General features: G+C 71.8%; 26 protein-coding genes, 1 tRNA gene and 1 pseudogene. 10 read left to right on the top strand and 18 right to left on the bottom strand.

Annotation, left to right across the window (positions count from 1 at the left end; all coding sequences use genetic code 11):
* Positions 1–245: 245 nt before the first annotated feature.
* Together BKD26_RS27640 and BKD26_RS27635 are read right to left on the bottom strand one after the other, a co-directional pair.
* Complete coding sequence (locus BKD26_RS27640) at positions 246–575, bottom strand: AzlD domain-containing protein (RefSeq protein ID WP_084903526.1); 330 nt, start codon at positions 573–575, stop codon at positions 246–248.
* Complete coding sequence (locus tag BKD26_RS27635; RefSeq protein ID WP_084903524.1) at positions 568–1,317, bottom strand: AzlC family ABC transporter permease; 750 nt, start codon at positions 1,315–1,317, stop codon at positions 568–570. Before BKD26_RS27635 ends, BKD26_RS27640 begins: the two co-directional genes overlap by 8 nt.
* A gap of 63 nt (positions 1,318–1,380) precedes the next feature.
* Between BKD26_RS27635 and BKD26_RS27630 the strand changes: the two genes are divergently transcribed.
* A complete protein-coding gene (locus tag BKD26_RS27630; protein WP_084903521.1) occupies positions 1,381–1,839 on the top strand; it encodes an Lrp/AsnC family transcriptional regulator in 459 nt (152 codons plus the stop codon).
* Between the two features lie 75 nt (positions 1,840–1,914).
* Here BKD26_RS27630 and BKD26_RS27625 read toward each other — a convergent pair.
* Positions 1,915–1,988 (bottom strand) — tRNA-Pro (locus BKD26_RS27625).
* Positions 1,989–2,115: 127 nt separating this feature from the next.
* Here BKD26_RS27625 and BKD26_RS27620 point away from each other — a divergent pair.
* Together BKD26_RS27620 and BKD26_RS27615 are read left to right on the top strand one after the other, a co-directional pair.
* Positions 2,116–2,823, top strand: coding sequence for a hypothetical protein (locus BKD26_RS27620; RefSeq protein ID WP_084903519.1), 708 nt, complete (start codon positions 2,116–2,118; stop codon positions 2,821–2,823).
* A 15-nt stretch (positions 2,824–2,838) separates the two neighbouring features.
* Positions 2,839–3,765, top strand: coding sequence for a transketolase C-terminal domain-containing protein (locus BKD26_RS27615; protein ID WP_084903516.1), 927 nt, complete (start codon positions 2,839–2,841; stop codon positions 3,763–3,765).
* Between the two features lie 69 nt (positions 3,766–3,834).
* On the opposite strand, the gene BKD26_RS27610 is transcribed toward BKD26_RS27615, so the two are convergent.
* On the bottom strand, positions 3,835–4,293 hold the full coding sequence (locus BKD26_RS27610; protein ID WP_084903513.1) for a carboxymuconolactone decarboxylase family protein: 459 nt from the start codon (positions 4,291–4,293) through the stop codon (positions 3,835–3,837).
* 114 nt (positions 4,294–4,407) lie between these two features.
* Here BKD26_RS27610 and BKD26_RS27605 point away from each other — a divergent pair, with 114 nt between their 5' ends.
* Entirely contained in the window at positions 4,408–5,160 is a 753-nt protein-coding gene (locus BKD26_RS27605) for a class I SAM-dependent methyltransferase (protein ID WP_084903511.1), read from the top strand.
* A gap of 595 nt (positions 5,161–5,755) precedes the next feature.
* Positions 5,756–6,952 carry an acyl-CoA dehydrogenase family protein gene (locus BKD26_RS27600; RefSeq protein WP_084903509.1) on the top strand — a complete coding sequence of 399 codons (1,197 nt, stop codon included), beginning with the start codon at positions 5,756–5,758 and terminating at the stop codon, positions 6,950–6,952.
* 59 nt (positions 6,953–7,011) lie between these two features.
* Here BKD26_RS27600 and BKD26_RS27595 read toward each other — a convergent pair whose 3' ends face one another.
* The 6 genes from BKD26_RS27595 to BKD26_RS27570 form a co-directional block, all read right to left on the bottom strand.
* Positions 7,012–7,587: a GAF domain-containing protein gene (locus BKD26_RS27595; RefSeq protein ID WP_084903507.1), complete on the bottom strand. Its 576-nt coding sequence runs from the start codon at positions 7,585–7,587 to the stop codon at positions 7,012–7,014.
* Positions 7,584–8,210, bottom strand: a complete 627-nt coding sequence (locus BKD26_RS27590) for an ATP/GTP-binding protein (protein ID WP_084903505.1) — start codon at positions 8,208–8,210, stop codon at positions 7,584–7,586. The genes BKD26_RS27595 and BKD26_RS27590 overlap by 4 nt, the downstream gene beginning before the upstream one ends.
* Entirely contained in the window at positions 8,188–8,559 is a 372-nt protein-coding gene (locus BKD26_RS27585; RefSeq protein ID WP_084903503.1) for a DUF742 domain-containing protein, read from the bottom strand. The genes BKD26_RS27590 and BKD26_RS27585 overlap by 23 nt, the downstream gene beginning before the upstream one ends.
* Before the next feature lie 3 nt (positions 8,560–8,562).
* Positions 8,563–8,997 (bottom strand): roadblock/LC7 domain-containing protein, encoded by a 435-nt coding sequence (locus BKD26_RS27580; protein ID WP_084903501.1) that lies wholly within the window; start codon positions 8,995–8,997, stop codon positions 8,563–8,565.
* Between the two features lie 7 nt (positions 8,998–9,004).
* Complete coding sequence (locus BKD26_RS27575; protein ID WP_084903498.1) at positions 9,005–10,792, bottom strand: ATP-binding protein; 1,788 nt, start codon at positions 10,790–10,792, stop codon at positions 9,005–9,007.
* 261 nt (positions 10,793–11,053) lie between these two features.
* Complete coding sequence (locus tag BKD26_RS27570; protein ID WP_084903496.1) at positions 11,054–12,010, bottom strand: YafY family protein; 957 nt, start codon at positions 12,008–12,010, stop codon at positions 11,054–11,056.
* A 121-nt stretch (positions 12,011–12,131) separates the two neighbouring features.
* Here BKD26_RS27570 and BKD26_RS27565 point away from each other — a divergent pair, with 121 nt between their 5' ends.
* Positions 12,132–12,971, top strand: coding sequence for an NAD(P)H-binding protein (locus BKD26_RS27565; protein WP_084903493.1), 840 nt, complete (start codon positions 12,132–12,134; stop codon positions 12,969–12,971).
* A 102-nt stretch (positions 12,972–13,073) separates the two neighbouring features.
* On the opposite strand, the gene BKD26_RS27560 is transcribed toward BKD26_RS27565, so the two are convergent.
* The 7 genes from BKD26_RS27560 to BKD26_RS27530 form a co-directional block, all read right to left on the bottom strand.
* A complete protein-coding gene (locus BKD26_RS27560) occupies positions 13,074–13,331 on the bottom strand; it encodes a DUF6059 family protein (protein WP_084903491.1) in 258 nt (85 codons plus the stop codon).
* The gene (locus tag BKD26_RS41635; RefSeq protein WP_241518876.1) at positions 13,328–15,118 is read right to left on the bottom strand and encodes an acyltransferase domain-containing protein; all 1,791 of its coding nucleotides are present in this window, start codon (positions 15,116–15,118) and stop codon (positions 13,328–13,330) included. The genes BKD26_RS27560 and BKD26_RS41635 overlap by 4 nt, the downstream gene beginning before the upstream one ends.
* Positions 15,119–15,235: 117 nt before the next feature.
* A complete protein-coding gene (locus BKD26_RS27550) occupies positions 15,236–15,499 on the bottom strand; it encodes an acyl carrier protein (RefSeq protein ID WP_084903490.1) in 264 nt (87 codons plus the stop codon).
* 43 nt (positions 15,500–15,542) lie between these two features.
* On the bottom strand, positions 15,543–16,760 hold the full coding sequence (locus tag BKD26_RS27545) for a ketosynthase chain-length factor (RefSeq protein ID WP_084903488.1): 1,218 nt from the start codon (positions 16,758–16,760) through the stop codon (positions 15,543–15,545).
* Positions 16,757–18,025 carry a beta-ketoacyl-[acyl-carrier-protein] synthase family protein gene (locus BKD26_RS27540; protein ID WP_084903485.1) on the bottom strand — a complete coding sequence of 423 codons (1,269 nt, stop codon included), beginning with the start codon at positions 18,023–18,025 and terminating at the stop codon, positions 16,757–16,759. The genes BKD26_RS27545 and BKD26_RS27540 overlap by 4 nt, the downstream gene beginning before the upstream one ends.
* Before the next feature lie 302 nt (positions 18,026–18,327).
* Positions 18,328–19,917, bottom strand: coding sequence for an acyl-CoA carboxylase subunit beta (locus BKD26_RS27535; protein WP_084903484.1), 1,590 nt, complete (start codon positions 19,915–19,917; stop codon positions 18,328–18,330).
* Positions 19,918–20,036: 119 nt separating this feature from the next.
* Complete coding sequence (locus BKD26_RS27530; RefSeq protein WP_073759811.1) at positions 20,037–20,834, bottom strand: AfsR/SARP family transcriptional regulator; 798 nt, start codon at positions 20,832–20,834, stop codon at positions 20,037–20,039.
* Positions 20,835–21,120: 286 nt separating this feature from the next.
* Here BKD26_RS27530 and BKD26_RS27525 point away from each other — a divergent pair, with 286 nt between their 5' ends.
* The 4 genes from BKD26_RS27525 (at position 21,121) to BKD26_RS27510 (ending at position 25,690) form a co-directional block, all read left to right on the top strand.
* A complete protein-coding gene (locus tag BKD26_RS27525) occupies positions 21,121–21,447 on the top strand; it encodes a hypothetical protein (protein WP_084903481.1) in 327 nt (108 codons plus the stop codon).
* 11 nt (positions 21,448–21,458) lie between these two features.
* The gene (locus tag BKD26_RS27520; protein WP_241518875.1) at positions 21,459–23,726 is read left to right on the top strand and encodes a TOMM precursor leader peptide-binding protein; all 2,268 of its coding nucleotides are present in this window, start codon (positions 21,459–21,461) and stop codon (positions 23,724–23,726) included.
* Between the two features lie 87 nt (positions 23,727–23,813).
* Complete coding sequence (locus BKD26_RS27515; RefSeq protein ID WP_241518874.1) at positions 23,814–25,040, top strand: histidine kinase; 1,227 nt, start codon at positions 23,814–23,816, stop codon at positions 25,038–25,040.
* Positions 25,041–25,075: 35 nt separating this feature from the next.
* Positions 25,076–25,690 carry a response regulator transcription factor gene (locus BKD26_RS27510; protein WP_073759949.1) on the top strand — a complete coding sequence of 205 codons (615 nt, stop codon included), beginning with the start codon at positions 25,076–25,078 and terminating at the stop codon, positions 25,688–25,690.
* A 108-nt stretch (positions 25,691–25,798) separates the two neighbouring features.
* Here the strand turns inward: BKD26_RS27510 and BKD26_RS41630 are convergent.
* A pseudogene (locus BKD26_RS41630) lies at positions 25,799–26,254 on the bottom strand (4'-phosphopantetheinyl transferase superfamily protein); the annotation flags it as partial.
* Between the last annotated feature and the right edge of the window lie 222 nt (positions 26,255–26,476).

Genomic DNA, 26,476 nt, shown 5'->3' with positions numbered 1-26,476 from the left:
GCTGGCTGTGGAGATACCGATTCATCGACCGCAGCAAAGGGAAGGCGGTCGGGCGACCGTCCAGGTCTCATCGACTCACTCCCCCACCATTCCGGATGAGATTTTTGAGCCCACCCGTCCCAGGGGGACCCGCAACAGAAACGTTAGTTAACCGCGATCATCGCCGCAATGGGCAGTCTCGCCATCCGAGACATTTCAACGATCGGTTCCGGATATCCGAATTGCGCCACCCGGCCGGGCCGGCCTCAGTGGGCGAAGACCGTACTGGCCAGCACCACATGGACGGCCGTGCCGCCGAGGATGCTCAGGAGCGCGTTGCGGCGCCACAGATGCAGTCCGATGGTGACGGCCAGGGCGGCCGACGGAGCCAGGACGCGCGCTTCGGTGAGCGGGAGCTCCCGGAGGCAGTAGACGACGAGGATCACCATGACGCCGGCGGGCATGCGCGTGCTGAGGTAGTGGACGGTGCGGCTCGCGCGCAACGGTGCGAGGACGGCGAAGGGCAGGGCGCGCAGGGCCCATGTGACGGCGGCGGTGACGACGACCGCGGCGATGGCGTAGCGGGCATCAGACATGGCCGGACTTCCTGCCGGTGATGAAGTGGCGGGCCAGGAGCCCGGTGGTGAACAGGGCGAAGGCGGCCAGGAGCAGCTGGCTCGGGAAGAGGAGCCGGGCGACCAGGGCACTGAGGACGGCGAGCACGGGGGTGGGCAGGTCGCCGCGCCGGTCCCGTACGGCGTCGATGGCGAGAACGGTGAACAGGGCGGTCAGGGCGAAGTCCAGACCGGTGACGCCGTCCGGGATGAGGGTGCCGAGCAGGGCTCCGGCGGTCGCGCTCCCGGCCCAGTACAGGTGCATGAAGAACTGCAGCCAGAGGATGCGCCGACTGGACCAGGAGCGGGCCCGCTCCCCGGCGGTCAGGGCGTACGCCTCGTCGCTGAGCGCGAAGGTGCCGTACGCCTTGCCGAGGCGGCCCGCCACACGGTGCAGGGGGAAGGACAGCGCATAGAAGACATGCCGGACGTTCACCATGAAGGCCGTCATGGCAATTGCGGCCAGTGGGGCCGCGGCGGTGACCAGGCCGATGAGCAGGAACTCGAACGATCCGCCGTAGATGAGCGCGGCGGACAGGCTTGCCCACCACCAGTGGAGGCCGGACTGGGTGACGAGTGCCCCGAAGGCGAGACCGAGCGGGAGGAATCCCAGGCCCACGTACGCGGAGTCCGCGAAGGCGGCCCGTATCTCGGACGCCGCCCTGGGCGGAGGGGTGGAGGCGGGCCGAGTCCGGTCGCCGACAACGGCGGGGCGTATTCGCATGCCGACATCCTAGGAAGAATCCCGCCTCATATGGTTGCCAATTATTGGCCTTACCCTCTCCATATGAGCAACGGAATCAGCATCGACCGGGTGGACCGTGAAATTTTGTTTCACCTGGGCCAGGACGGGCGCTTGTCCAACGTCGAGCTGGCCAAGCGGGTCGGACTGACCCCGCCGCCCTGCCTCCGCCGCGTCAAGCGCCTGGAAGCAGCCGGCGTCATCACCGGCTACCGGGCCGTCATCGATCCCCAGGTCCTCGGCCGCGGACTGGAGGTCCTCATCGATGTCGAGGTCAGTGCCACCGACCGCAGGACCTTCGAGGAGTTCGAGGACACCGTGGCGTCCTTCGAGGAGGTCATGGAGTTCCGTCGCATGTTCGGCCGCCCCGACTACTTCGTGCGCGTCATGGTCGCCGACCACGCGGCGTACGAAGCCTTCCTGGTCGGCAAGCTCAGCGGGCTGCCCTGCGTCCTGCGCCTCGAATCCCACCTCACCATGAAGAAGATCAAGGCCGATGGCTGAAGCGGCGGCGCCCGAGGAACACGGAAAGGCGGTACCGGATTCCTCCGATACCGCCTGTGACCTGCGGAAAGCAAGTCGGGACGACAGGATTTGAACCTGCGACCCCTTGACCCCCAGTCAAGTGCGCTACCAAGCTGCGCCACGTCCCGTTGCCCGTCTGAGCTGGGGTTTCCCCCGGCCCGGCGTGCACGAGAACAATACCGCACACCCGCGGGAGATCACGAACCACTGTGCGCGCTTGACCTCAAGCGCGGTTGACGTTGCACCGTGAGTGGCATGACGAACACGGCTGTGACATCCGCCCGGGCAGACGTCGGTGAGCTGAACCGGCTGATGGCCCTGATGACCGGCGACGAGAAGCACGGGCCCGCCGCCACCTCGACGCTGGACGCGCTGTGGGTGCTGTACGACCGGGTGCTGCGCGTGTCGCCCGGGAGCGTCGACGCACCGGGGCGGGACAGGTTCCTGCTCTCGAAGGGGCACGGGCCGATGGCGTACTACGCCGTCCTCGCCGCCAAGGGGTTCTTCGCCGAGGAGCTGCTGCCGGGCTTCGGGTCGTACGACTCGCCGCTCGGTCACCACCCGGACCGGCTGCTGGTGCCGGGCGCCGAGATCGGCAGCGGGTCCCTGGGGCACGGGCTGCCGCTGGTGGTGGGGAGCGTGCTCGGGCTGCGGGCGCAGGGGCTGACCGATCCCCGGGTGTGGGTGCTGATCGGGGACGCGGAGCTGGACGAGGGCAGCAACCACGAGGCCATCGCCTACGCCGGGCCGGCCGGTCTGGAGCAGCTGCACACGCTGGTGATCGACAACGCGTCCGCCACCTTCGGCCGGCCCGGCGGTATCGCCTCCCGGTTCGAGGTGGCCGGGTGGTCGGCGGAGACGGTGGACGGGCGGGACCACGAGGCGCTGTACGCCGCCTTCACCCGGCCCCACCCGGGGCGGCCGCGGGTCGTCGTCGCCCGGGTCGAGTCCAAGAACGCGTAGCGGGGGAGAACACTCATGGACACGATGCGGGACCGTTTCATCTCGACCACGAGCCGGCTGCTGGACGAGGACCCACGCCTTGCGCTGGTCCTCGCGGAGATCAGCCGCGACGGCTTCCGTCAGGCGGAGGACCGGCACCCGGACCGGGTGATCAACGTCGGGATCCGGGAGCAGCTGCTGATCGGCGTGGGGGGCGGGCTCGCGCTCACGGGGATGCGGCCGGTGCTGCACACCTTCGCGAGCTTCCTCGTCGAGCGGCCGTTCGAGCAGGTCAAGCTGGACTTCGGGCACCAGGGCGTGGGCGGGGTGCTGGTGAGCGCCGGGGCGTCCTACGACTGGCCGGCCGGGGGCTTCACCCATATGTCGCCGGGGGACGTGGCCCTGATGGACACGCTCGACGGCTGGACGGTCCATGTGCCGGGGCACCCGGACGAGGCGGAGGCGCTGCTGCGGCACGCGGTCGCCGGGGACGACAAGGTGTACGTACGGCTGTCGCTGCAGTCGAACGGGCGGGCGCGGGCCGTCACGGGTGAGGGGTTCCTCACCGTCCGGGAGGGGCGCGGTGGCGTGGTCGTGGCCGTCGGGCCGATGCTGGACGACGTCCTGGCCGCGACGGAGGGCCTGGATGTGACGGTGCTGTACGCCACGACGGTGCGGCCCTTCGACGACGAGACGATCCGGCGCGCGGCAGGTGGCGGCACGGCGGACGTGGTGATCGTCGAGCCGTACCTCGCCGGTACGTCCACGAGCGCCGCCAACGACGCCCTCGCGGACATCCCGCACCGCGTGCTCGGCCTGGGGGTCGCGAAGCGCGAACTGCGCCGCTACGGCCACATGGAGGACCACCTCGCCGCCCATGGCCTGGACGGGCGCGGACTGCGCGCCCGCATCACCGCGTTCCTGGACCACCAGGGCGCGGGGCGCCGTACGACCCGGCGCTGACTGACAACGCCGGGTCCCGGTCCCGGCCCCGGAGCCGAGAGCTCGCTCCGGAGCCGGGGCTCGGGTCGGTCACCAGCCCGTCACACCGGCCGGCTGCTTCACCGTGACATTGATCCGGTTGAAGAAGTTCGTCGTCGCGATCCAGAGGATGATCGAGGCGAGCTGCTGCTCGTCGAAGTGGTCGGCGGCCTCGTCCCAGACGTCGTCCGGCACCGGGTCGGACCGGTCGGCGAGCCGGGTGGCCGCCTCGGCGAGGGCCAGCGCGGCGCGCTCGGCGTCGCTGAAGTACGGCGCCTCGCGCCAGGCGGCCACCGAGTGCAGCCGCTCGTCGCTCATGCCGCCTTTCTTCGCCTCACGCGCGCCGAGGTCCACGCAGAAGCCGCAGCCGTTGATCTGGCTCGCCCGCAGGTGCACCAGCTCGAGGATGCTCTCCGGCACACCGCCCTTCTTCACCGCCTTGATCAGGTCCTGGATGGCGGGCATGGTCTCGGGGAGGACGGTGGCGGGGTTGGTCATCCGGGCCTTCATGGGTGTTCTCCTTCGTTCCGTGTTCGCCGGTCACCACATCGACGGAACGGGGGTGCGCGGATGTGACATGAGGCCGGGGCGGGATTGTCGGTGTGATGCGCTTCACTGTCAGGCATGGAGATTCCGGACCCCAGCTCGCGTGCGCTCTCCTTCGACACCGCCGCCGCTCGGTACGCGGCGAGCCGGCCGTCCTACCCCCCTGCCCTGTTCGACGCCGTCGAGGAGCTGGCCGGCCGCCCGTTGACCGGCGCGCGGGTCGCGGACGTCGGCGCGGGTACGGGCCTGGCGACAGCGCGGCTGAAGGCCCGTGGTGCCCGGGTGGTGGCCGTCGAGCCCGGCGAGGGCATGGCCGCCGAGTTCCGCCGCGCCCTGCCGGACGTCCCACTGGTGCGCGGTGACGGCAACGAACTGCCGCTCGCCTCCGGGGCGTTCGACTTCCTCCTGTACGCCCAGGCCTGGCACTGGACGGATCCGGCCCGGTCGGTTCCCGAGGCCCTCCGCGTGCTGTGCCCCGGCGGTGCCCTCGCCCTGTGGTGGAACGACGTCGACACGTCGGTGCCGTGGATCGCCGAGCAGGACGACCGGATACGCCGCTTCTTCGGCGCCGACGCCATCCCCGCCCACCCGGCCGACGTCCGTGGCCTGCCGACTGGTCTCGGCCTCGCCGAGCGCCGGGTGCCGTGGAGCCGGCGGGTGTCCCTCGGCACGCACCTGGCCAACCTGGGCAGCCACTCCGCCTTTCTCGTCCTCGGGGAGGACGGCAGCCGCGCGTTCCTCTCCGAGGAACGGGAGCGGCTGACCGGGCTCTTCCCCGGCGGCACGGTGGAGGAGCGTTACGTGGTGGGCCTGAGCGTCGCGATCCGCTGAGCGCGCGCGGAGCACGGGCCCCCGGCGCGACCTTCGACGCGCCGCCCGGAACCGGAGACCGCCGCGGCGCCCGTAGCGGCGGCGCGCTCCCCGGCGTGCGCCGTGGGGCACCGCGGTGCGCGGCTCGCACCCGTCGGCGCACCGACGCGCCGCCCCGGCCCGGTGCCACCGGCGGGCTCCGGCGCGCGAAGGTCCGCAGGAGGGCGCAGTTCCCGCTCACGTACGGAACCGTTTCGGTCGACATTCATGCCGAATCGATCCGTCAGATGGGTACCGGTGGGGCGCCTGTGCATCCATGAGGTCGGGGCCTGGCCCTCGGTGCCATATGCCCACGAAACCTTTGCCCTTGGCATGTGGCAGGAAGAAGCGCTGGGGGAATGCCCTTCGGATAGGACCGGACAGGCCCCTACCACGTGACACACACTCCTAACCAAACGTCAATCTCCTGGATTTCGGCCAGAGTTGAGGACCGAGTTGAACCGTTCCGGAATGATCAACACCATGAGGTGGTCGGCCTGTTCGGGACGGGACCACTGCCGATGCACCATCTGCTCGAACAACCGCGCGAGCAGGCGTTTCGCAGAGGAGGGCTCGCATGGACGGGTACTTCGCCAGTCGACTGCATCACCAGCTACGGGGGCAGGTTCGGCACTTCGCGGAGAGTGAGGTCCGGCCGCTGATACCGGCCATGGAGGCGGCCCGGTCGGTCCACCGCGACCTGTCCCGGCACATCGCCCGGCAGGGCTGGCTGGGCGCGACCATCAGCAGGGACCACGGCGGGATGGACGTGGGCCACCTCGGAAAGACGATCATCATCGAGGAGCTGTCCCGGGTCAGCGCCGCCATGGGGGCCATGGTGCAGGCGTCACAGCTCGGAGCCGCCAAGATCGTCCACTTCGGCAGCGACGAGCAGAAGAAGACGTGGTTGCCGGCCATCGCGGCGGGCGAGTGCCTGCCGACCATCGCGGTCACCGAACCCGAGTCGGGCGGCCATGTGCTGGGCATGAGCGCCACCGCGGTACGTGACGGGGACGACTACCTCCTGAACGGCCGAAAGGTGTACGTCGGCAACAGCCACATCGGTGACCTGCACGGGATCGTCGTACGGACCGGCCCCGGCTCCAAGGGGCTGACCGCCTTCCTCGTGGAGGCCGACCGGCCGGGCCTCCGGGTCGGTGACCAGAAACCCACCATGGGCCTGCACGGCTTCGGCTTCGGCGAGCTCCTCCTCCACGACTGCCGCGTCCCGGCGGCCAACCGCCTCGGCGACGAGGGCGACGGGCTGGCGGTCGCGTACTCCTCCAGCGTGCTCTACGGACGGGCCAACCTCACCGCCGTGTCCCTCGGCATCCACCGGGCGGTCCTGGAGGAGACCACCCGGTTCTGCGAGGAACGGCACCGGTACGGCAAGCCGCTGCACGAGCTGCCGTCGGTGAAGCTCAAGCTGGGCCAGATCCAGTCCCGGCTGATGACCGCCCGGCTCGCCGCGTACCACGCCGTGCACCTGCTCGACGCGGGGCTGCCCTGTGACGCGGAGCTGATGAACGCCAAGCTCGTCAACGTCGAATCGGCGCTCGACTCGGCGCGCGACGCCATGGAGATCCACGCCGCGGCCGGGCTCTTCACCGACCGGCCCATCGAGCGCTACCTGCGCGACGCCCACCACATCTTCGCCCCGGCCGGCACCTCCGACATCCAGTTGCTGCGGCTCGCCGAGGTCGCGCTGGGGACGTCCAAGGGGCAGTGGTCCGAGCGGCTCGCCGACGTCGTCCGGATGGAACCGGCCCTGTAGGGAGGCGCGTGACGTCCCCGAGGGCACGTACGGGTCCCGGGGACGTCACCTTCGGCGCCTCACAGGCGGCCGTCCTCACGGCGGTGGATCTGCTCCACCAGCTCGGCGGCGAGCGACTTGATGGTCTCCAGCCCCGGCCGTCCCCACGGCCGCGGCTCGGTGTCGACCACGCAGATGGTTCCGAGGGCCGTGCCCGTACGGTCGATGAGGGGCGCGCCGAGGTAGGAGCGGATGCCGATCTCGTCGACGACCGGGTTCCCGGCGAACCGGGGGTAGTCGCAGACGTCCTCCAGCACCAGCGCCTTGCGCCGTACCACCACGTGCGGGCAGTAGCCGTGGTCGCGGGCCATGTACCGGCTGACGCCGCCTCCGCCGGCGGCCGCCGTGGCGCTCAGCTGCTCCGTCGTGTGCGTGCCGTTCGGGGTGTGCAGGCCGGCGAAGAACTGCTGGTTCTCGTCGATGAAGTTGACCATCGAGTACGGTGCGCCGGTCACCTTCGCGAGCCGCTCCGCGAACGCGTCGAAGTCGGGGTCCGGCCGGTCCCCGATACCGAGCTGGCGCAGCCGCCGCACGCGCAGCGGGGCCTCCCGGTCGACGGGGGTGAGCAGCAGATGGCCGGTCGAGTCATACGTCATGTCGGTGCTCCGTAGCTCGGCGCCGGTGCCGGGGCCGGGTTGGTGTCCAGCAGGTGCTGGACAAGGGTGACCAGGGTCTGGATCCCGGAGCTGGCGATCCGGGCGTCGCACAGGACGACCGGCACCTCCGGCTTGAGGTCGATCGCCGCCCGTACCTCGTCAGGTTCGTAGTGGTACGAGCCGTCGAACTCGTTCACGGCGACCAGGAACCGGATGCCGCGCCGCTCGAAGAAGTCCACCGCCGAGAACGACGCCTGGAGGCGCCGGGTGTCGGCGAGGACGACCGCGCCCAGGGCGCCCTCGGACAGCTCGTCCCACATGAACCAGAAGCGTTCCTGACCGGGCGTGCCGAAGAGGTAGAGCACATGCCGGTCGTCGAGGCTGATGCGGCCGAAGTCCATGGCGACCGTGGTGGTCGTCTTGGACTCCACGCCCTCCAGGCTGTCGGTCGCGGCGCTCACCGTGGTGAGCAGTTCCTCCGTACTCAGCGGTTCGATCTCGCTGACCGCCCCGACGAAGGTCGTCTTGCCGACCCCGAAGCCGCCCGCGATGAGGATCTTCAGGGCGGTGGGGAAAGCGTCGTCGTTCCGGTGTCGGTCCTCAGAGCCGTCGTCGTAGGCCATCGAGCACTGCCTCCAGCAAGGAACGGTCGGTGGGGGTGTCGTGGAAGCGGGGCGCCCGCGCGGTCAGCGCCCCGCAGTCCACGAGGTCCGAGAGCAGCACTTTGGTGACCACGGCGGGCAGCCGTAAGTGCGCCGCGATCTCGGCCACCGAGGTCGGCCCGTCGCACAGCCCGAGGGCCATGGTGTGCTCGGGGCCGAGGTGCGCCTGGGGCGCCGTCCCGGTGGCCATCACCAAGGAGAGCAGGTCCAGTGGAGCCGTCGGCCGGGTGCGGCCCCCGCTCACCGTGTACGGGCGGATGAGCCGGCCGGCCGCGTCGTCGAGCCAGGGCCCGTCCTGTCGGCGCGGCACGGGTCAGCGTCCCCGGCCGCCTGGCGCGGCCGCCGCTTGTCTGGCCGGTGTGACCAGGTAGGGCCGTACGCTCTTCACCAGCATCGTCATCTCGTACCCGAGGACCGCCGCGTCCGTCTCCCGCCCGGCGAGTACGGCCAGACAGGTGCCGGACCCGGCGGTGGAGACGAACAGCAGGGTGGAGTCCAGTTCGACGACCACCTGGCGGACCTCGCCGTCGTCGCCGAAGCGGCTGCCGGCGCTGCGGCCGAGGGAGTACAGGCCGGACGCCAGGGCCGCCATGTGGTCGGCGCTGTCGGCGTCGAGGCCGTGCACCGCCTTCACCAGGCCGTCCGAGGAGAGCAGAACCGCGCTGCGGGTGTACGGCACTCGCTGGACCAGGCCGCTGAGCAGCCAGTCGAGATCCGAGGAATGGCCGGTCGGCACATCGCTCGCCATGGTGCATCTACTCCTTGTGCGCTTCGTCGTGTCGTTGCGGTTCCGGGGGTTCCGGGTGTCCCGGGTGTTCGGGGTGGTGCACGTCCCGGGTGGCCGGGGGCATGGACTCGGCCAGGCCGATGCCGCGCCGGAAGGCCGCCATCAGGCCCGGGTCGTGCAGGGCGTTGTCGTCGTTCTTGCGCGGGGCGGGCGCGTCCCGCAACTGCGGGACGAGGTGCTCCTGCGCGCGCCGTTTGGGCAGTTGGGGGCGGCCCGGGGTGCCGGGCGCCGCCGCTGCGGGGTTCGGCCGGTCGGACCGCTCGCCGCGTACGGGCAGGGGCGCGTTGCCGCTGTGCTGGTGCGGGATCGCCGGCGGGTCGGTGGCCGCGTGGACCGGCTTGCGGTGCACGGGCTCGGGGACCGTGACCTCTGCGGGGATGCGCGGCGCGCGGCCTGCCCGGTGTCCGTCCTGGAGTTCCTCCGGGTGTGCCTCCTGGTGTCCCGCGTCGTGGACGGCCTCGTGTCCGGTCGTCGGCCGGCCGGCCTGGAGCCCGGCCTGCCGTTCGGCCGGGGTCAGCCCGTCGGGGTCGGCGCCGAGCAGGCCCTGGGGCAGGACCAGCACGGCTTGGACGCCGCCGTAGATGTTGGCCTGGAGGCGTACGGCGATGCCGTGCCTGCGGGCGAGCGCCGAGACGACGAACAGCCCGATCCGGCCGTCCTGGAGCAGGTGCGCCACATTCACCTGATCGGGGTCGGTGAGCAGGGCGTTCATCTTGTTCTGCTCGGCGACGGACATGCCCAGGCCCCGGTCCTCGACCTCGACGGCGAGGCCGGCCGTGACGTACTGCGCCCGCAGCATCACCGGGGTGTGCGGCGCGGAGAACAGCGTGGCGTTCTCGACGAGTTCGGCGAGGAGGTGGATGACGTCGGCGACCGCGTGGCCGCGCAGGGTGCCGTCGATGGGCGGCACCAGCTTGACCCGCGGGTAGTGCTCCACCTCCGCGATGGAGGAACGCAGCACCTCGGTCATGGTGACCGGGTTGGACCACTGGCGGCGCGAGATGGCCCCGCCGAGGACGGCGAGGTTCTCGGCGTGCCGGCGGATGCGGGTGGCCAGGTGGTCGATGTGGAACAGGCCCTTGAGCAGCTCGGGGTCCTCGACCTCGTTCTCCAGCTCGTCCAGGAGCTGGATCTCGCGGTGGACCAGGGACTGCAGGCGACGGGCGAGGTTGACGAAGACCTCGACCTTCTGTTCGTTGCCGACGCTGCTGGACAGCCGGGACGCCTGGACGACGGTGGCCACCGCCACGTCGTGGGCCCGGCTCAGCTCGTCCGTCAGCTGGTCGAACTCGTCCCCGCCCACGGAAGGCGGCGGAACCTGACGGACGGGCGGGCGTTCCCCGCGGCGGAGCTGCTCGACCAGGGCGCGCAGCTCGTTCTGGCCGCGTGCGCTGCGCCGCCGCAGGGCGTCGCAGCGGTCCAGTACGGCCGTGGCCGCGCGGTTCGCGCCCAGCGCGGCCGCGGCGACGGCGGCCGCGGCGAGCGCCGCCGAGGCGGTGAGGGCGGCCCACAGGGCGGGCGCCGGGTGGGCACCGGTGGAGCGGATCGTGAAGAGCACGGCGGCCGCCCCGGCGAGCGCGACCACGACGGCCGGCAGCACGGCGGCACGCAGGAGTTGGGGGCGTATGCGGACTTCCGGTGAGGGGGACGAGGAGCGCGACCTCCCCGTGTACGACAGGTGACGGGCGCCTGGCCGGCCGTGCCGCCCGCCTTCACGGCGGTCCGGCCGCGCGGCGGGTGCGCGAAGTTGAGACATCAGCGTCCTTGGTACGTGGGGCCCCAGGAACAGGATTCGGCGTACTAAACGGATGTTCGGAGTCGGTACGGTGACGGGCGTGCCATGCGTCGCATGAGCCCGCCGTTGATCACCGGCAACACACGGTAGTCGTCAACCCGTCATGTGCGATGCGCAGTTGACAAACTTGCCCGCCAAGCGTCCCGCTCTGGTATGACGCCTCGCACGGCCGCCCGAAAACCCGGCCTGCCGACACGCCGTGCCGGCCCACCCCGGCGCGGCTCACCGCTCCGGACGGCGTCCGGCGGCGCGCGCGCTGATGGTCGCCAGCTCACTGAGGAGTTCGGGCGGACCGTCCACCTCGAAGTCGGCGTCCAGGGCGAGGATGTGGAGAGCCAGCTGGTGGGGGCTGTCGGCGCCGGCCTGGACCACGCAGCGCGCCTCGTCCAGCGGCTCGACCCGGATCGCCGCCGGCACGCGCGCGATGATCACCGGGGCCGGGGCATGCACGGTGACCTCGGCCCGCCACTGCTGGAGCGCGGCGTCCACCCCGCGCGGCACCAGGTCGTCGGGCGGCGCCTGCCGGGGGGAGAACCGGGGTCCGAGCGGGACGCGCGGCTCGATCCGGTCCAGCCGGAACGTGCGCCAGTCGTCTCGCGCCAGGTCGAAGGCCACCAGGTACCAACGGCGGCCGGTGCTGACCAGCCGGTACGGCTCCACCTCCCGCACGGTGGCGGCGCCGCCGTGGGTGCGGTAGTCGAAGCGCAGCCGCTGGTGGTCCCGGCAGGCGCCGGCGACGGTGGACAGCGTCCCGGCCGGGACGACGGGAGCCGCCGGGCCGCCCGGTGAGACGACCACGGTGTAGCCGTGCAGGGCCGCGACCCTGCGGCGCAGCCGGTCGGGCAGCACCTGCTCCAGCTTGGTCAGCGCGCGGGCCGAGCTCTCCGCGATGCCCGCCACGGTGCCGCCCGCGGCGGTACGCAGGCTCAGCGCGACCGCGACGGCCTCCTCCTCGTCCAGCAGCAGCGGCGGCAGCTTCGCGCCCGCGCCCAGCCGGTAGCCGCCGAGGGGGCCGGGCGTGGCGTGCACCGGGTAGCCCAGCGTGCGCAGTTTGCCGATGTCGTAGCGGACGGTGCGGGCGCTGACCCGTAACCGCTCGGCGAGTTCGGCGCCGCTGAGCTCGGTACGGCTGTGCAGCAGGGACAGCAGCCTCAACAGTCTCGCGGAGGTTTCCAGCACGGATCGTTCCTCGCCGTCGATCGCGGCAACTGGTTTGCCGCATCACCTGAGATCGTCGGCCCGTGGGAGCGAAGGGAAACCCCACAGATCCCTTCGCCGGAAGACCTGTAAGGAGCAGTCCATGATTCTGGTGACCGGGGCGACCGGGAACGTCGGCCGTCACGTGGTGGCGGAGCTGGCCGCGCGGGGGGAGAAAGCCCGCTTGCTGGTCCGGGATGCCGGGCGCGCACGGAACTTGGAGGCCGTGGACGTGGTCGAGGGTGATCTCACCCGGCCGTGGACCCTGCCGGCGGCCCTGGACGGGGTCACGGCGGTGTTCCTCTTCGCCGTCCCAGGCAGCGGTCCCTCGTTCGTCGAGGCGGCCAGGAGGGCGGGCGTCCTGCGGGTGGTGATGCTGTCCTCCGACGCGGTCGAGGACTCGGTGGCCGAGCAGCCCAACCCGATCGCCGCCTACCATGCCGAGATCGAGCAGGCCCTCACGGGGTCGAACCTCCAGTGGACGCTGCTGCGTTCGTCCCACATGGCGACCAACGCGCTGTCCTGGGCGAGGCAGATCAGGACGGGGGACGTGGTCCGCGGCCCGTACGCCGGGGCGGCCGCCGCGCCGGTCCACGAGGCCGACCTCGCCGCCGTCGCGGTGCGCGCCCTGACCGGCGACAACCACGCCGGGCGCGCGTACCGGATCACCGGCCCCCAGTCGCTCACCGCCGCCGAGCAGGTGGCTCTGATCGGCGAGGCGCTGGGGCGGCCGCTGCGCTACGAGGAGCTGCCGCCCGAGGTCGCCCGGGAGCAGATGGCCGCGTACGTCCCGGCGTTCCTGCTCGACGCCCTCCTGCGGGGCTGGGCCGACTCGGTCGGCAAGGCCGCCGCCGTGACGGCGGTGGTCGAGGAGATCACCGGCCGTCCGGCCCGGACCTTCGCGCAGTGGGCCAGGGATCACGCCGCCGATTTCGCCGCCTGATCCGCCTGATCCGCCTGATCCACCTGATCCGCCTGATCCGCCCGGAACGGCCCGCGTGGCCCCCGGTTCCGCCACGGACCGGGGACCACGCGTATGCCGGCCTCAGACGTACAGCTGACGGCGCAGGGCGCGCTCCGCCTCGCTCAGCGGTACGTCCGGCCGGAGCCGCTCGGGGTGATCGGGCGGCGGCCCCTCGCCGTCGGGCAGGGGCGCTCGCCCCGGCTCGGCGGAGACGTTCCCCGGGCCGTACGGGACCGCGTACCGCGGCTGCGTCCACACCGGGGGCACGCCGGTCCAGTACCAGCCGACGGCGATCAGACCCGCGTACACCTGCCGCAGGAAGCCGTGCACGACGCTCATGAGCTCAGTGCCGGGGTCAGCAACCGCGGCTTGGGGCCGTACGAGCCGCCCGCCTGGTCCGCCTCGTCGCTCCAGGTCCACAGCCGGGACAGGGCGACCGGGTCCAGGTCGTGCCCCTCGGTCCACAGCCGGGCGGCGGCCTTGAGCACCGACTGGCGGTCCGCCTCCCGGGTGCCGGGCCGGGCCGGCAGCAGCGCGACCGCGGCGCTCGCGCCCAGCCGCACGGCGCGGTGGCGCCGGGCGAACGCGGTCAGGATCTGCCGGGGGCCCGCCTCGACCAGGAGCGTGTCCTCGACGGCGAGCAGGGACTCCAGGGCCTGCTTGAAGTACACCGGGTCGGTGACCTGGCGGGCCCAGAAGCGGGGGCTCAGCGCCTCCTCCGGCCGCATCAGCTCGCCGGTGTAGCCGGAGTACAGCGGAAGCAACGGCTCACGGAACCGGATGCTCCTGTACCGCTCCTCCAGCTCGTCGGCGGCCGGGGCCATCGCCGGGGAGTGGAAGGGGACGGTGGCGGGCACCGCCACGGCCGTGTAGCCGTCGGCGCGCAGCCGCCGCTCCGTCTCGGCCAGCGGTCCGGCCGGACCGGCCAGCATCACCTGCTGCTCGGCGTTGACCGCGGCGATCGCCACGTCCGCGCCGAGGTAGGGGCGCAGCTGCGCCTCGGTGGCGGCGACGGCCAGCATGCCGCCGGCCGGGATCCGCTCCGCCGCGCGTACCCGGGCCAGCATCATCGCCGCCGCGTCGGGGAGCGAGACCACACCCGCCAGGGTCGCGGCGACCAGCTCTCCGGCGCTGTGGCCGAGCAGGGCGGCGGGCCGCACCCCCCAGCTCAGCACCGTCCGGCCGAGCGCGTAGTCCACGGCGAACAGCAGCGGCTGGGCGCGTGCCGCCTCGTCGACCGGGACCAGCGGGCGGCCCGTGGTGAGCCAGTCCTCCCGGATCAGCCGGCCCTCGTCGCCCATGTGGGAGAGGACCGCGTCCATGGCGGCGGTGAACACCGGCTCGCGCCGGTACAGGCCGAGCGCCATCGCGGAGTGCTGGGAGCCCTGTCCGGGGAAGAGCAGGGTGACGGGGCGGGGGCTGCGGACGGTGACCGTGCCGGCCTTGTGCACGGCCATGGCGGACAGCCGGGCGACCGTGACCACGGCCGCCCGCACCCGTCCGGGTGCGGCTCCGCTGGGGAGGGCGGCGGGCAGCGCGGGGAACCCCTCCACGTGCAACCCGCTGAGCTGCGGAAGGAGTTCGCCGCGCACCCGGGCCTCGTCCTGCTCCCCCTTCCCCGACCACATCACCAGCCGGTGCGTGTCCGGGTCGGTGTGCCGGCCGCCGTAGCGCAGCGGGCGCACCGGCGGGGTGGCGTCGGGGTCGGTCGTTCCGGTGAAGTCCAGGACGCCGACGATGTGGTCGTCGTCGGCGACGGCCTCGGCGGCCCGTCGTATCGCGTAGACGGTGATCGTGTCCGGGTGCGGCTCGCCGAATCCGGCGACGAGCGCGAAGTCGGCGGTGCCGTCGTGGAGTTCCTGGTGGGCCAGGCTCAGGGCGCGGCCCGGGGAGCCGGCGGTGCGGACGGTGAAGCCCTCGTGTTCGGTGGGCAGTCCCGGTTCGGGTGCGGTGCCTCCGATGTAGACGACGGTGCGGACCGGCAGCTGCGCCGGCGGGCGGCCGAAGGCGCGCAGCACCGCCGAGATCCCGGCTGCCGACGCCACGACGGGCTCACGCTCGACCGTCGCCGGGCCCGGGCTGACGACCAGCCTGCGGATGACCGTGCTGTGCGCGGTGAGTGACATGGTTCCCCTCCTGATGTCAGGGGTTCGTACGCGTGGGTGCGCACGGATGACGGGGTGCGGCCGCCCCGCCGACGGGGGATGGAGGACGGAGCGGCCGCGGCTGGTGCGGCGCAGGCGTCAGGCGGCCTGGCCGGCGTTGATGAGCGCGAGCAGCGCACCCGGGGTCTCGGCGTCGACGACCGCGTCGTCGGGGATCACGATCCCGTACTCGCGCTGGATCTGGCCGATGACCTGGAGCAGCGCCAGCGAGTCGTACCCGAGGTCGATGAAGGGGGTGTCGATGACATCGCCGTCCAGGTCGATGCCCTCCTCCTCACCGGCGCTCTCGCGCAGCATGCGGGTGAGGTCGGTGAGGGTCACGGTGGTGGTCGTGGTGCTCATGGTGGTGTCCTCCAGATGGGATGGTGAGGAGTGCGGGGGGCGTTCAGCCGGCACGGGTGACGACGAGGGCGGCGTTGAAGCCGCCGTAGCCGCGGGCCAGGACCAGGGCGTTGCGCAGATCCGCCTCGCGGGCCTCCGTGACCAGGTCGATCGGGTGTTCGGGAGCGGCCGCGGTCACCTTCGCGGTGGGCGGGATCACTCCGTCGCGCAGGGAGAGCAGTGCGGAGGCCACGTCCAGCGCTCCCCCGCCGCCCAGGAGCCGTCCGGTCATCGACTTCGGCGCGGTCACGGGGACCGCGTGCGGGCCGAACAGTTCGGCCAGCGTCTCGGATTCGGCCCGGTCCAGCTCGGGCACGCCGGAGCCGTCGGCGAACACCACGTCGATGTCGGTGGGGTCGAGCCCGGCGTCGGCGACGGCCTGCTCGGCGGCCCGGCGCAGCAGCCCCGGCCGGCCGGAGCCGGGCGGCGGGTCGAGCGTGGCCGCGTAACCGGCGACCTCGCCGTAGACGGTGCGGGCCCCGCGCCGGGCGGCGGCTTCGGCGTCCTCGAGGATGAGGATCGCGCCGCCCTCTCCGGGGACGTACCCGCTCGCGTCGGCGGAGAAGGGCAGGAACGCCCGTTCCGGGTCGGTGACGGTGCTCAGCAGGCCGGTGGCGATCTGCGGCACCCAGCCCCAGGGGCACAGGGCCGCGTCGACTCCGCCGGTGAGGACCAGGGGGGTTCCCTTGCGGACGTACCGGCGGCCGTGGCCGATGGTGTCGATGCCACCGGCCTGCTCGGTGACGAGGACGCCGCCCGGTCCGCGCATCTTGTGCCGGATGGATATCTGGCCGGTGTTGACGGCGTAGAACCAGGCGAAGGAGTGGTACGCGCTCACGTACTCCTTGCCCCTGTCCCACAGGTTCTGCAGCTCACGCTGACCGAACTCGACCGCGCCGCCGGAGGCCGCGGTGACGACGCCCATGTCGTACTCGGGGATCGCCCCGAGGTCCACGCCCGCGTCCTCGATCGCCCATTCGGCGGCGGTGAGGGCGAGCCTCGTCATGTGGTCGGTCTGCGGCAGCAGCCGGCTCGGGATGTTCTCCTCGGCGACGTACCCGGGCACCTCGCCGGCGACCGTGGAAGGGTACTGGGACGGATCGAAGCGGGTGATCCGGCCGAGACCGGACTCGCCGGCCAGGGTGGCCTTCCAGTACTCCTCGGTGCCCAGGCCGTTGGGCGCCACGACGCCCAGGCCGGTCACGACCGTTCGCGCGCTCACGCGTCGCTCCTCTCCGGGCGGGCCAGCAGCATGGCCGTCTGGAACCCGCCGAACCCGCTGCCGACGCTGAGTACGGTGTCGGTCCTCTGCTCGCGGGCGGTCAGCGGGATGTAGTCGAGGTCGAGTTCGGGGTCGGGCTCGTGGAGGTTGGCGGTGGGCGGCAGCACTCCGTGTTCCATCGCCAGGGCGCAGGCCACGACCTCCAGGGAGCCGATGGCGCCGAGCGAGTGCCCGATCATCGACTTGATGGAGCTCACCGGTGTGGCGTAGGCGTGCCGGCCCAGGCTCCGCTTGAACGCCCCTGTCTCATGGCGGTCGTTCATCTTGGTGCCGGAGCCGTGCGCGTTGATGTAGTCGAGGTCGGAGGGGTCGACGCGGCCCTGCGCGAGGGCGTCGTCGATCGCCTCGGACATCTCCCGGCCGTCCGGCTTGAGGCCGGTCATGTGGTACGCGTTGGAGCGTGTGGCGTAGCCGGCGACCTCGGCGTAGATGTGCGCGCCGCGGCGCCTGGCGCTCTGGAGTTCCTCCAGGACGAGGATGGCGCCGCCCTCGCCGAGTACCAGGCCGCCGCGGGTGCGGTCGAAGGGGCGGCAGGCCCGCTCGGGTTCGTCGTTGTGCGGGGTGGTGCCCTTGATGGCGTCGAAGCAGGCGGAGGTGATCGGCGAGATGGGGGCCTCGGTGGCACCCGCGATCACCACGTCGGCGGTGCCCTCCCGGATCAGCTCGGCGGCGTAGCCGAGCGCGTCCAGACCGGAGGTGCAGCCGGTGGAGACGATGGCCGCGGGGCCCTCGGCACCGGCGGTCCAGGCCACTTCGGCCGCCATCGAGCTGGGCACGAAGTGCCGGTACAGCTCGGGGACCGCGTACTCGTGGTCGACGGTCCACTTGCGGCCGCCGTCGCTGACGACCACGTACTCGTTCTCCAGGCTGGTGGTGCAGCCGACCGCGCTGCCCAGCGAGGTCGCGATGCGCGCCGGGTCCATGGAGCCGGGCTCCAGACCGCTGTCCGCGAGCGCCTCGCGGGCCGCGACCACCGCGAACTGCGCGGCGCGGTCCAGGCGGCGGATCTCCTGGGGGCCGAGGCCGGCGGCCTTCGGGTCCCAGTCGACCTCCGCGGCGACTCGGGAGCGGAAGGGAGTGGGATCGAACGCGGTGATGATCCGGGTCGCGGAGCGGCCCGCGGTGAGGAGGCCCCAGTACTCCTTGACGCCCACTCCGCCGGGGGCCACCGCGCCCAGTCCGGTAATGGCAACTCTGCGCGTCACGGCTGCCTCGCCTTCGACGGGTCCGGCCGCCCTTGTGGGCGGGTGCCGGACGGAACTGTGCGGGCCACTGTGCGTCCCCCTCTGTAGGCCGGGTGGTGTGGTGCTGTGCGCTGCTGCCGGAGCCTCACCTCGGTCTGCCGCCGGTGCCTCGGCGGCCGGGGCGGTTCGGGGTCTTCCTCCCCGCCCCGGCGGCCGTCCGGGCGACCGTCCGCTTGTGGCGTACCGCCGCTTCCGGTGACGTCATGGAACGTCCGGGGCCTCGACAGGCGCTCGTACGGGGCTCGAACGCCGATTCCGTCCGGTCATGTCGGGACATTTCCGTGCTTCCGGGAGGGCACTTCGGCGTGCTTGCCCCGCAGCATGGCCAGGGAGCGGATCAGCACCCGGCGGGTGTCGCCGGGTTCCACGACGTCGTCCACGAGGCCTCGCTCGGCCGCGTAGTACGGGTGCATGAGCTCGGCCTTGTACTGGGCCACCAGGGCGGCCCTGGTGGCGTCGGGGTGGTCCGAGGCGGCGATTTCACGCCGGAAGATGACGTTCGCCGCGCCCTCGGCGCCCATGACCGCGATCTCGTTGGTGGGCCAGGCGTAGCTGAGGTCCGCCCCGATGGAGCGGGAGTCCATGACGATGTACGCGCCGCCGTAGGCCTTGCGCAGTACCAGCGAGATCCGCGGCACGGTGGCGTTGCAGTACGCGTACAGCAGTTTGGCGCCGTGCCGGATGATCCCGTCGTGCTCCTGGTCCACGCCGGGCATGAAGCCGGGTACGTCGACGAGGGTCACCAGCGGGATGTTGAAGGAGTCGCAGGTGGAGACGAACCGCGCGGCCTTCTCCGAGGCGTGGATGTCCAGTACGCCGGCGAGCACGGACGGCTGGTTGGCGACGATGCCGACCGGGTGGCCGTCGAGCCGGGCCAGGGCGCACACCACGTTCTTCGCCCAGCCTTCGTGGACCTCGAAGTACTCCCCGTCGTCGACGAGTTCCTCGATGACCCCGCGGACGTCGTAGGCCCGCGAGGGGTCGGCCGGCACCAGGTCCGCCAGGGCGTCGGTGCGCCGGTCGGCCGGGTCGCCGGAGCGCTCGGCGGGGGGCATCTCGCGGTTGTTGGACGGCAGGAGGGACAGCAGGTAGCGCACGTCCTCCAGGCAGGAGGCCTCGTCGTCGTACGCGAAGTGGGCGACGCCGGAGGTCTCGGCGTGCACATCGGCGCCACCGAGGCCGTTCTGGGTGATCTGCTCGCCGGTGACGGCGCGGACCACGTCCGGGCCCGTGATGAACATCTGCGCGGTCTCGCGCACCATGAACACGAAGTCGGTCAGGGCCGGCGAGTACGCCGCGCCACCGGCGCACGGGCCCAGCATCACGCTGATCTGCGGGATCACCCCGGAGGAGGCGACGTTGCGGCGGAAGATGCCGCCGTAGCCGGCGAGGGCCGAGACGCCCTCCTGAATGCGGGCGCCGGCGCCGTCGTTGAGGCTGACCAGGGGGGCGCCGCCCGCCTCGGCGAGGTCCATGATCTTGTGGATCTTGGCGGCGTGTGCCTCGCCCAGGGCACCGCCGAAGACGCGGAAGTCGTGGGCGTACGCGAAGACGGTCCGTCCGTGGACCGTGCCCCAGCCGATCACGACACCGTCGCCGTGCGGCTTCTTGGCCTCCAGGCCGAAGCCGCTGGCACGGTGCCGGCGCAGCGGCTCTATCTCGGTGAACGTACCCTCGTCGAAGAGGAGTTCAAGCCGTTCGCGGGCGGTGAGTTTGCCCTTGGCGTGCTGTCTGCGGGTGGCTTCGGGGTCGGGTCCGCGCCCGACCTCCTCCTTGAGCCGCAGCAGTTCCGCGCTCGCCCGGCGCAGATCGGGTTCGGGTGCAGCGACCTTCAGGTCGTCCAGGATCGTCATCGGGCGAACCTAGGAACGGCACCTCGAACGCGGCTAGGGCGTGTCTCTTGGATCAGGCCGGACCGCACGGGATGGGCGGGGTCCCCGGGCGGAGGCCCCGGGAACCCGCCGCGGCCCCGTCAGCGTGCGGCCACGGCGACCTCGAAGTCGAGCGCCGGGTCCGCGGACAGCACGGCCTGGTGCAGGCGCTGCAGCTTGGGCGAGGGGTCCAGGCCCAGTTCGTCGCTGAGCGTGCCGCGCAGCCTCTGGTACGCCTCCAGCGCACGCCAGGACCCGCCCGCGCGGTGCAGCGCCGTCATCAACTGGGCGCAGAAGTTCTCGTGCATCGGGTGGCGGGCCACCAGGACCTGCAGCTCCGGCACGATCTCCGTGTGCCGGCCCAACCGCAGATCGGCGTCGATACGCCGCTCCAGACAGGCCATCTGCTCCTCGGTCAGCCGCAGCACCTCCAGCTCCAGCACGGTGCCGATCCGTACGTCGACCAGGGCCGGCCCCTGCCACAGGGCGAGGGCGGCGCCGATCAGTTCGGAGGCCGCGCGGTGGTCGCCCGCGTCGTAGGCCGCCCGCCCGGACGCGGCCAGCGCCTCGAACTCGCGGACGTCCACATTGCCCGGTTGCAGGTTCAGCAGGTACCCGCCGTGCCGGGTGACCAGCACGTCCTTGGCTCTGCGGGTCGGGTCGCCGTCGAGTGCCATGGCGAGCTTGCGGCGCAGTTGGAGGATGTAGGTCTGCAGCGTGGTGGCCGCGCTGCGCGGCACGTCCTCGCCCCAGATCTCCTCCATCAGCATCGGCACCGTGACGACGTGGTCGGCCCGCAGCGCGAGCAGGGCGAGTATCTGCCTCGGTTTGGCGGCCGTCGGCACGACGGACTGGCCGTGCTCGTGTGCCGTGAGCGGCCCCAGTACTTTGATCTCCATCTCGCTCCCCTTTCGCTCTGCGCCGGTCGGTCCGCCGGCGGTGGGTGCCGACGGCTGGTTCCCGAGCGTCATATGAGCCTGGCACCAGGAGCGGTGGAGTCACAGTGAGAGCGTCATGAACCGGTTCATGAAAATGTCATACCCGGATGGTGACTGAAGCACTGTGATGCTGTGTCGAAGGAGCCCCACAATCCTCCCCAGCGAATGGTCGAACGCGAGCACGTCCGACACTGGAGGGGATTCCATGAATGTCAGAGCAGCTTCCCACGGCCTCAGAACCGCGCCGGTGACCAGCACGTTCACCGAGGAAACGCACCGTTTCGCGCTGCTGGCCGCGCGTACCGGGCTGGAGTCGGACCTCGCCCAGAACTACGCCGACGACCCTATCAGCGTGCTCTGCGCCTTCGGAATGTCGGCGTCCGAATCCGCCTACGCGGAACCGGGTATGACGGACCCGGTCGCCCTGCTGGCGGAGTTCGGGCTCTCCGCCTCCGAACCGGTGTACCTGGACGCGCCCGTGGTGATCGAGGACCTGGGCTCCTCCGGGCCCGAGGCCATGGTGCTCAGTTGCTGGCCCCGGGAGTGCTGGGCCGACGCCCCGCGCGCCCTCTGATGGGCCTCCCGTTGTCCGCGGCGCCCCTGGTCGGCTTCAAGCGCCACCTGCGTGTCGAGGTGGTTCCGGGTGAGGGGGTGTACCTGCTCTCCGAACACGGCGTGAAAGTGCTGCGGGGGCAGGCCGTGGAGGTACTGGCGCCGCTGCTGGACGGCACCCGGACGCTGCCCCGCGTGATCAGGGAGGCGGAGCCCCTGGTGCCTCCGGTGTCCACCGGCCGGATCCTGGCCAAGCTGGCGAAGACGGCGCTGATCCGGTACTACGACTCACAGCCCACCGGGCCCTGTGACCAGGCCGCTTCGGCGTACTGGGATCTGATGGGCCTCGACGGGGACGGCGCGTCCAGGGCCCTGTCCCAGGGCCGGGTGAGGCTCGTCGCGGTGGGCCAGGCGGACGTCGGGGCGGCCCGGCACGCCTGCCGTGAGAGCGGGGTGATCGTCAGCGAGGAGGACGACGAAGCCGCGCTGACCCTCGTGCTGTGCGACGACTACCTGGCACCCGGCCTGGCCGCCGTGGACGCGTGGCACCGCGCCGCGGGGCGGCCGTGGCTGCTGGCCAAACCGTACGGGACCACCCCCTGGGTCGGCCCTGTCTTCACCCCCGGCGCGGGGCCGTGCTGGTCGTGTCTGGCGCATCGTCTGCGGGCCCACCGGACCGCCGAGGTCCCGGCACAACGGGCGATCGGCAGCACGGAACCGGTACGACGCCCCGCGGCCTCACTGGCCGCGGGGCGCACCATCGGCCTGCAACTGGCGGTGCTGGAGACGGCGAAGTGGCTGGCCGGGGCCCGTGGTGACATCACCAAGGGCCTGTGCAGCCTGGACACGTTGACCCTGCGGTCCCGGACCCACCCGGTCCGGCAGCGGCCGCAGTGCCGGGAGTGCGGGGACACCGGACTGGTCCGGGAACAGGTACGCCGGCCGCTCACCGTTCGTTCCCGTCCCAAGGCCACGCTGAGCGGCGGCCACCGCGCCCTCACCCCGCACGAGATGCTCGGCCGGTACGAGCACCTGATCAGCCCGATCACCGGCATCGTGGGCGAGATCGTGCGTGACCACAGGCTCCCCGAGGGCCTCAACGCGTACATCTCGGGCCGGAACCTCGCGCTGCGCTGCACGACTCTCGCCGAGGTACGAGGCGGACTGCGCAGCCTGAGCGGCGGCAAGGGCGTCACCGCCACCGAGGCCCGGACCGGCGCCCTGTGCGAGGCGGCCGAACGGTACAGCGCGACGTGGCAGGGTGATGAGCCCACGGTGCGCGACACGCTGCTCGGTCTGGGCGGCGACGCCGTCCACCCGAACGACTGCCAGCTCTTCGACGAGCGGCAGTTCCGGGACCGCGAGCGGTGGAACGCCACCCACTCGGCCTTCCACCAGGTGAGCGCGCCCTTTCCGGCCGACCGGCCGGTCGACTGGACGCCGGTGTGGTCACTCACCGCGGGCGTCCACCGGATGCTGCCGACCTCCATGCTCTATTTCGGCCATGACCGGGACGCCTCGGCGTCGACGCCGTGGGCCGACTCCAACGGCAACGCGGCCGGCAGCAGCGTCGAGGACGCCATCGTGCAAGGGTTCCTGGAACTGGTGGAGCGGGACGCGGTCGCCGTGTGGTGGTACAACCGCACCCGGCAGCCGGGGGTCGATCTGGACGCGTTCGACCAGCCGTGGCTGGCCGACATCCGGGACGCGTACGGCCGGGTCGACCGGCGCGTATGGGCCCTCGACCTCACGTCGGACCTGGGGATTCCGGTCATGGCAGCCCTGTCGCGGCGGATCGACAAGCCCACCGAGGACATCGTCTTCGGCTTCGGCGCCCATTTCGACCCGCGCATCGCGCTGCGCCGCGCGATCACCGAAATGGGGCAGTTCCTCCCGGCGGTGGCCCTGGCCACGGCGGACGGCGGCGGGTACGCCCTCTCCGAGCCCGAGCTGGTGTCCTGGTGGAGGACGGCAACCGTACGGAATCAGCCGTACCTCACGGCGGATCCGGCCACCCCCTCGCGTGCGCCGCGCGATTTCGACTACGTACCGCGATCGGATCTGCGGGATGACGTGGAGGCGTGCAAGGCCCTGGTCGGTGCTCACGCCATGGAGTTGCTCGTACTCGATCAGACACGGCCTGACGTCGCGATTCCCGTGGTGAAGGTGATCGTTCCCGGAATGCGCCACTTCTGGACACGGTTCGGCCCCGGGCGCCTCTACGACGTGCCGGTCACTCTCGGTCACCTCAGCGCTCCGCGGTCGTACGAAGAGCTGAACCCGATTCCGCTGTTCACTTGAACATGACGACCACTCAGGCAGGTGGCTCCACCGGGAGGTTGGGCTTAGGCTTTGCGCCATTCCACGTCTGTGTCGAGGAGTCAGTACGTGAACGCTGCATCGGGCGGAGGCAGAGCGGATGTCTCGACCGGCCGCGCTTACGCCGGCGAGATACCCGCTCCTCGCCTGGCGCGGGGCATCACCGTCTTCGCGGTGATGTGCTTCGTGCTCATCCTGGTCACGAACATGGTGTCCGAGAAACCCGGCACGTTGAAGCTCGTCGTGTTTCTCGTGTGCATCGCCGTCATCGGCGTCCTGCAGTTCCTGCACTCCTCTCGCGGCGCCCGCAGGTGGCCGCTGAAGGTCAGGGCCGCGACGCTGGGGGTGCAGGCCGCCGCGACCTTCGTGCCCCCGCTCGCCTTCGAGTTCACCTGGGGCTCGATGTGGGGGTGCCTGGCCGGTTCCCTGCTGCTGTTGCTGCCCCGCCGGGCGGGGCTGAGCCTGTTCGCCCTGTGCGTGGCCACCTCGGTGGCGTTCGCCGTCCGCTCGGCGCCCGACGTGCTGTACATCGTGTACCTGGTCCAGTCGACCATCCTCTCCGCCCTGGTCATCTACGGCTTCACCAAGCTCGCCGACCTGGTCGACGAGGTCCACTCGTCGCGGGCCGAGCTGGCGCGGATGGCGGTCACCCAGGAGCGGCTGCGGTTCTCACGGGACCTGCACGACCTGCTCGGGTACAGCCTGTCCGCGCTCACCCTCAAGGGTGAGCTGATCCACCGGCTGATCCTCACCAGGCCCGGGCAGGCCCGCCAGGAGACCTCCGGGCTGCTGGAGGTCGCCCGGCAGGCGCTCGCCGACGTGCGGCTGGTCGCCAGCGGCTACCGGGAGATGTCGCTGCGGGGCGAGGCGGAGTCGGCGGTCGGCATCCTCGAGGCCGCCGACATCCGGGTGGAGCTGGCGATGGACCACGGCCGGCTGCACCCTCTGGTGGACACGGTGCTCGCCACCGCGCTGCGCGAAGGCGTCACCAACGTCCTGCGCCACAGCAAGGTGCAGACGTGCCGGATCGCGGCAGCCGTGGACGGGGAGACGGTACGCCTCTCGCTGGTCAACGACGGCGTGGGTGAGCAGGACCGGAACGGGGTCCCCCCGCTGCACAGCGGAAGCGGACTGAACAACCTGCGTACGCGTACGGAGGCCGTCGGCGGGCGTCTCGACGCCGGAGTACGTGAGGACGGCTGCTTCCACCTCGAGGTCACGGCACCCTTGAGGCCGTGTGGCAACGAGACGGCCGGGGGAGGGCCGGCCGTGAGTCTGGGCGGTGCCGCGGCATGATCTGACCGCGGGAACGATGGGTGGGGGGACTGACGTTGCTGGATGTGAAGATCCTGCTCGCCGAAGACGTGCACATGATCCGGGGTGCACTGATCGCGCTGCTGGAACTGGAAGCCGATCTGAAGGTGGTGGCCTCGGTCGACCGGGGGGACAAGATCGTGGAGGTGGCTCTGGCGTCGCGCCCCGATGTGGCCGTCATCGACATCGACCTGCCCGGCATGGACGGGCTCACCGCCGCCGGCAGGCTGCGCGAGCAGCTGCCCAGCTGCCGGACCCTGATCCTGACCAGTCTGGGCCGCCCGGGCACACTGCGCAGAGCCCTGGCCCTCCAGGTCACCGGTTTCCTGCTGAAGGACTCGCCGTCGGACCAACTCGCCATGGCCGTACGGTCGGTGGCCGCGGGCCGGCGCGTGGTCGACCCGCAGCTGGCCCTGACGGCCTGGGACTCCCCCGAGAACCCGCTCTCGCCCCGGGAGGTGGAGGTGCTACGCCTGGCCGCCGGGGGCGCGGACGCCGCCGAGATCGCCGGGTGCCTGTTCCTCTCCAAGGGCACCGTCCGCAACTACCTGACGGCCATCGTCAGCAAGCTCGGGGCCCGCAACCGCATCGACGCCGTACGGATCGCCGAAGAGGCCGGCTGGATACCCTGACCCCGGTCCGCCGAGCAGGACGTCGAGGAAACCTTTATCCAGGGTGGTGCCGACCGACAGGTCCCGCACCGCGCCGAAACCGGTGTCGTGCACGGCCACACTCACCACATAGCGTCCGCCGACCCCGAAGGTCCGGAACGACCAGACACCCGTACTGGTCACCGGGGTGCCGTCCGGCCTGACCAGCCGCGCCCCGCCGCCGTCCTCCAGGCCGAAGCCGAACTCGGTGAAGCGGAACCGCAGTCCGGTGCCCAGCGCCTTGCTGTACGCCTCCTTCAGCGTCCACAGGCGGACCATGCCGTCGTTGCGTGCGGCGTCTCCGCCGGCGTCCAGCTGTGCCCGCTCGTACGGCGTGAGGGCCTGCGACTCGGAACCGGTGCCCGCCAGTCTGCGGTCGGCACGCTCGACGTCCACGCCCAGCCGGCCGCTGCGGGTGATCCCTACGACGATCAGCTCCTCGGTGTGGCTGAGGCTGACGTCGATCTGGTCGCAGCCGCGCACATACGGCCTGCCGCCCTGGAGATAGGCCAGATCGACCAGCTCCGCCTCCGTCTCGATGGCCATGGCCGCCGCGCGGCGCAGGAGCAGCCGGGAGGCGGCGAACCGCTCCCGCAGCCGGGGCTGGGCGAAGCTCTGGTAGCGGTGCCAGTCCCGGCCGAGCAGTGCGCGCAGCCGCTCGGGCGGCATGGCGCCGGGCAGCCAGTCGTCCAGCCAGCCGTGGACGACCACCGTCCCGGTACGGGTCAGCTGCCCGTACGCCTCCTCCCAGGGGCCGTCGCCGGCCCG

The sequence above is a fragment of the Streptomyces sp. CB03238 genome (assembly GCF_002099185.1).
Classification (GTDB): Bacteria; Actinomycetota; Actinomycetes; order Streptomycetales; family Streptomycetaceae; genus Streptomyces.
Note: the sequence above shows the minus strand (reverse complement) of the source record. Positions and strands in the feature narration are given on the sequence as shown.

Coding starts and splice junctions, on each gene's coding strand:
- BKD26_RS27640 (WP_084903526.1), bottom strand. CDS start 575: ATGTCTGATGCCCGCTACGCCATCGCCGCGGTCGTCGTCACCGCCGCC.
- BKD26_RS27635 (WP_084903524.1), bottom strand. CDS start 1,317: ATGCGAATACGCCCCGCCGTTGTCGGCGACCGGACTCGGCCCGCCTCC.
- BKD26_RS27630 (WP_084903521.1), top strand. CDS start 1,381: ATGAGCAACGGAATCAGCATCGACCGGGTGGACCGTGAAATTTTGTTT.
- BKD26_RS27620 (WP_084903519.1), top strand. CDS start 2,116: ATGACGAACACGGCTGTGACATCCGCCCGGGCAGACGTCGGTGAGCTG.
- BKD26_RS27615 (WP_084903516.1), top strand. CDS start 2,839: ATGGACACGATGCGGGACCGTTTCATCTCGACCACGAGCCGGCTGCTG.
- BKD26_RS27610 (WP_084903513.1), bottom strand. CDS start 4,293: ATGAAGGCCCGGATGACCAACCCCGCCACCGTCCTCCCCGAGACCATG.
- BKD26_RS27605 (WP_084903511.1), top strand. CDS start 4,408: ATGGAGATTCCGGACCCCAGCTCGCGTGCGCTCTCCTTCGACACCGCC.
- BKD26_RS27600 (WP_084903509.1), top strand. CDS start 5,756: ATGGACGGGTACTTCGCCAGTCGACTGCATCACCAGCTACGGGGGCAG.
- BKD26_RS27595 (WP_084903507.1), bottom strand. CDS start 7,587: ATGACGTATGACTCGACCGGCCATCTGCTGCTCACCCCCGTCGACCGG.
- BKD26_RS27590 (WP_084903505.1), bottom strand. CDS start 8,210: ATGGCCTACGACGACGGCTCTGAGGACCGACACCGGAACGACGACGCT.
- BKD26_RS27580 (WP_084903501.1), bottom strand. CDS start 8,997: ATGGCGAGCGATGTGCCGACCGGCCATTCCTCGGATCTCGACTGGCTG.
- BKD26_RS27575 (WP_084903498.1), bottom strand. CDS start 10,792: ATGTCTCAACTTCGCGCACCCGCCGCGCGGCCGGACCGCCGTGAAGGC.
- BKD26_RS27565 (WP_084903493.1), top strand. CDS start 12,132: ATGATTCTGGTGACCGGGGCGACCGGGAACGTCGGCCGTCACGTGGTG.
- BKD26_RS27560 (WP_084903491.1), bottom strand. CDS start 13,331: ATGAGCGTCGTGCACGGCTTCCTGCGGCAGGTGTACGCGGGTCTGATC.
- BKD26_RS41635 (WP_241518876.1), bottom strand. CDS start 15,118: ATGTCACTCACCGCGCACAGCACGGTCATCCGCAGGCTGGTCGTCAGC.
- BKD26_RS27550 (WP_084903490.1), bottom strand. CDS start 15,499: ATGAGCACCACGACCACCACCGTGACCCTCACCGACCTCACCCGCATG.
- BKD26_RS27535 (WP_084903484.1), bottom strand. CDS start 19,917: ATGACGATCCTGGACGACCTGAAGGTCGCTGCACCCGAACCCGATCTG.
- BKD26_RS27530 (WP_073759811.1), bottom strand. CDS start 20,834: ATGGAGATCAAAGTACTGGGGCCGCTCACGGCACACGAGCACGGCCAG.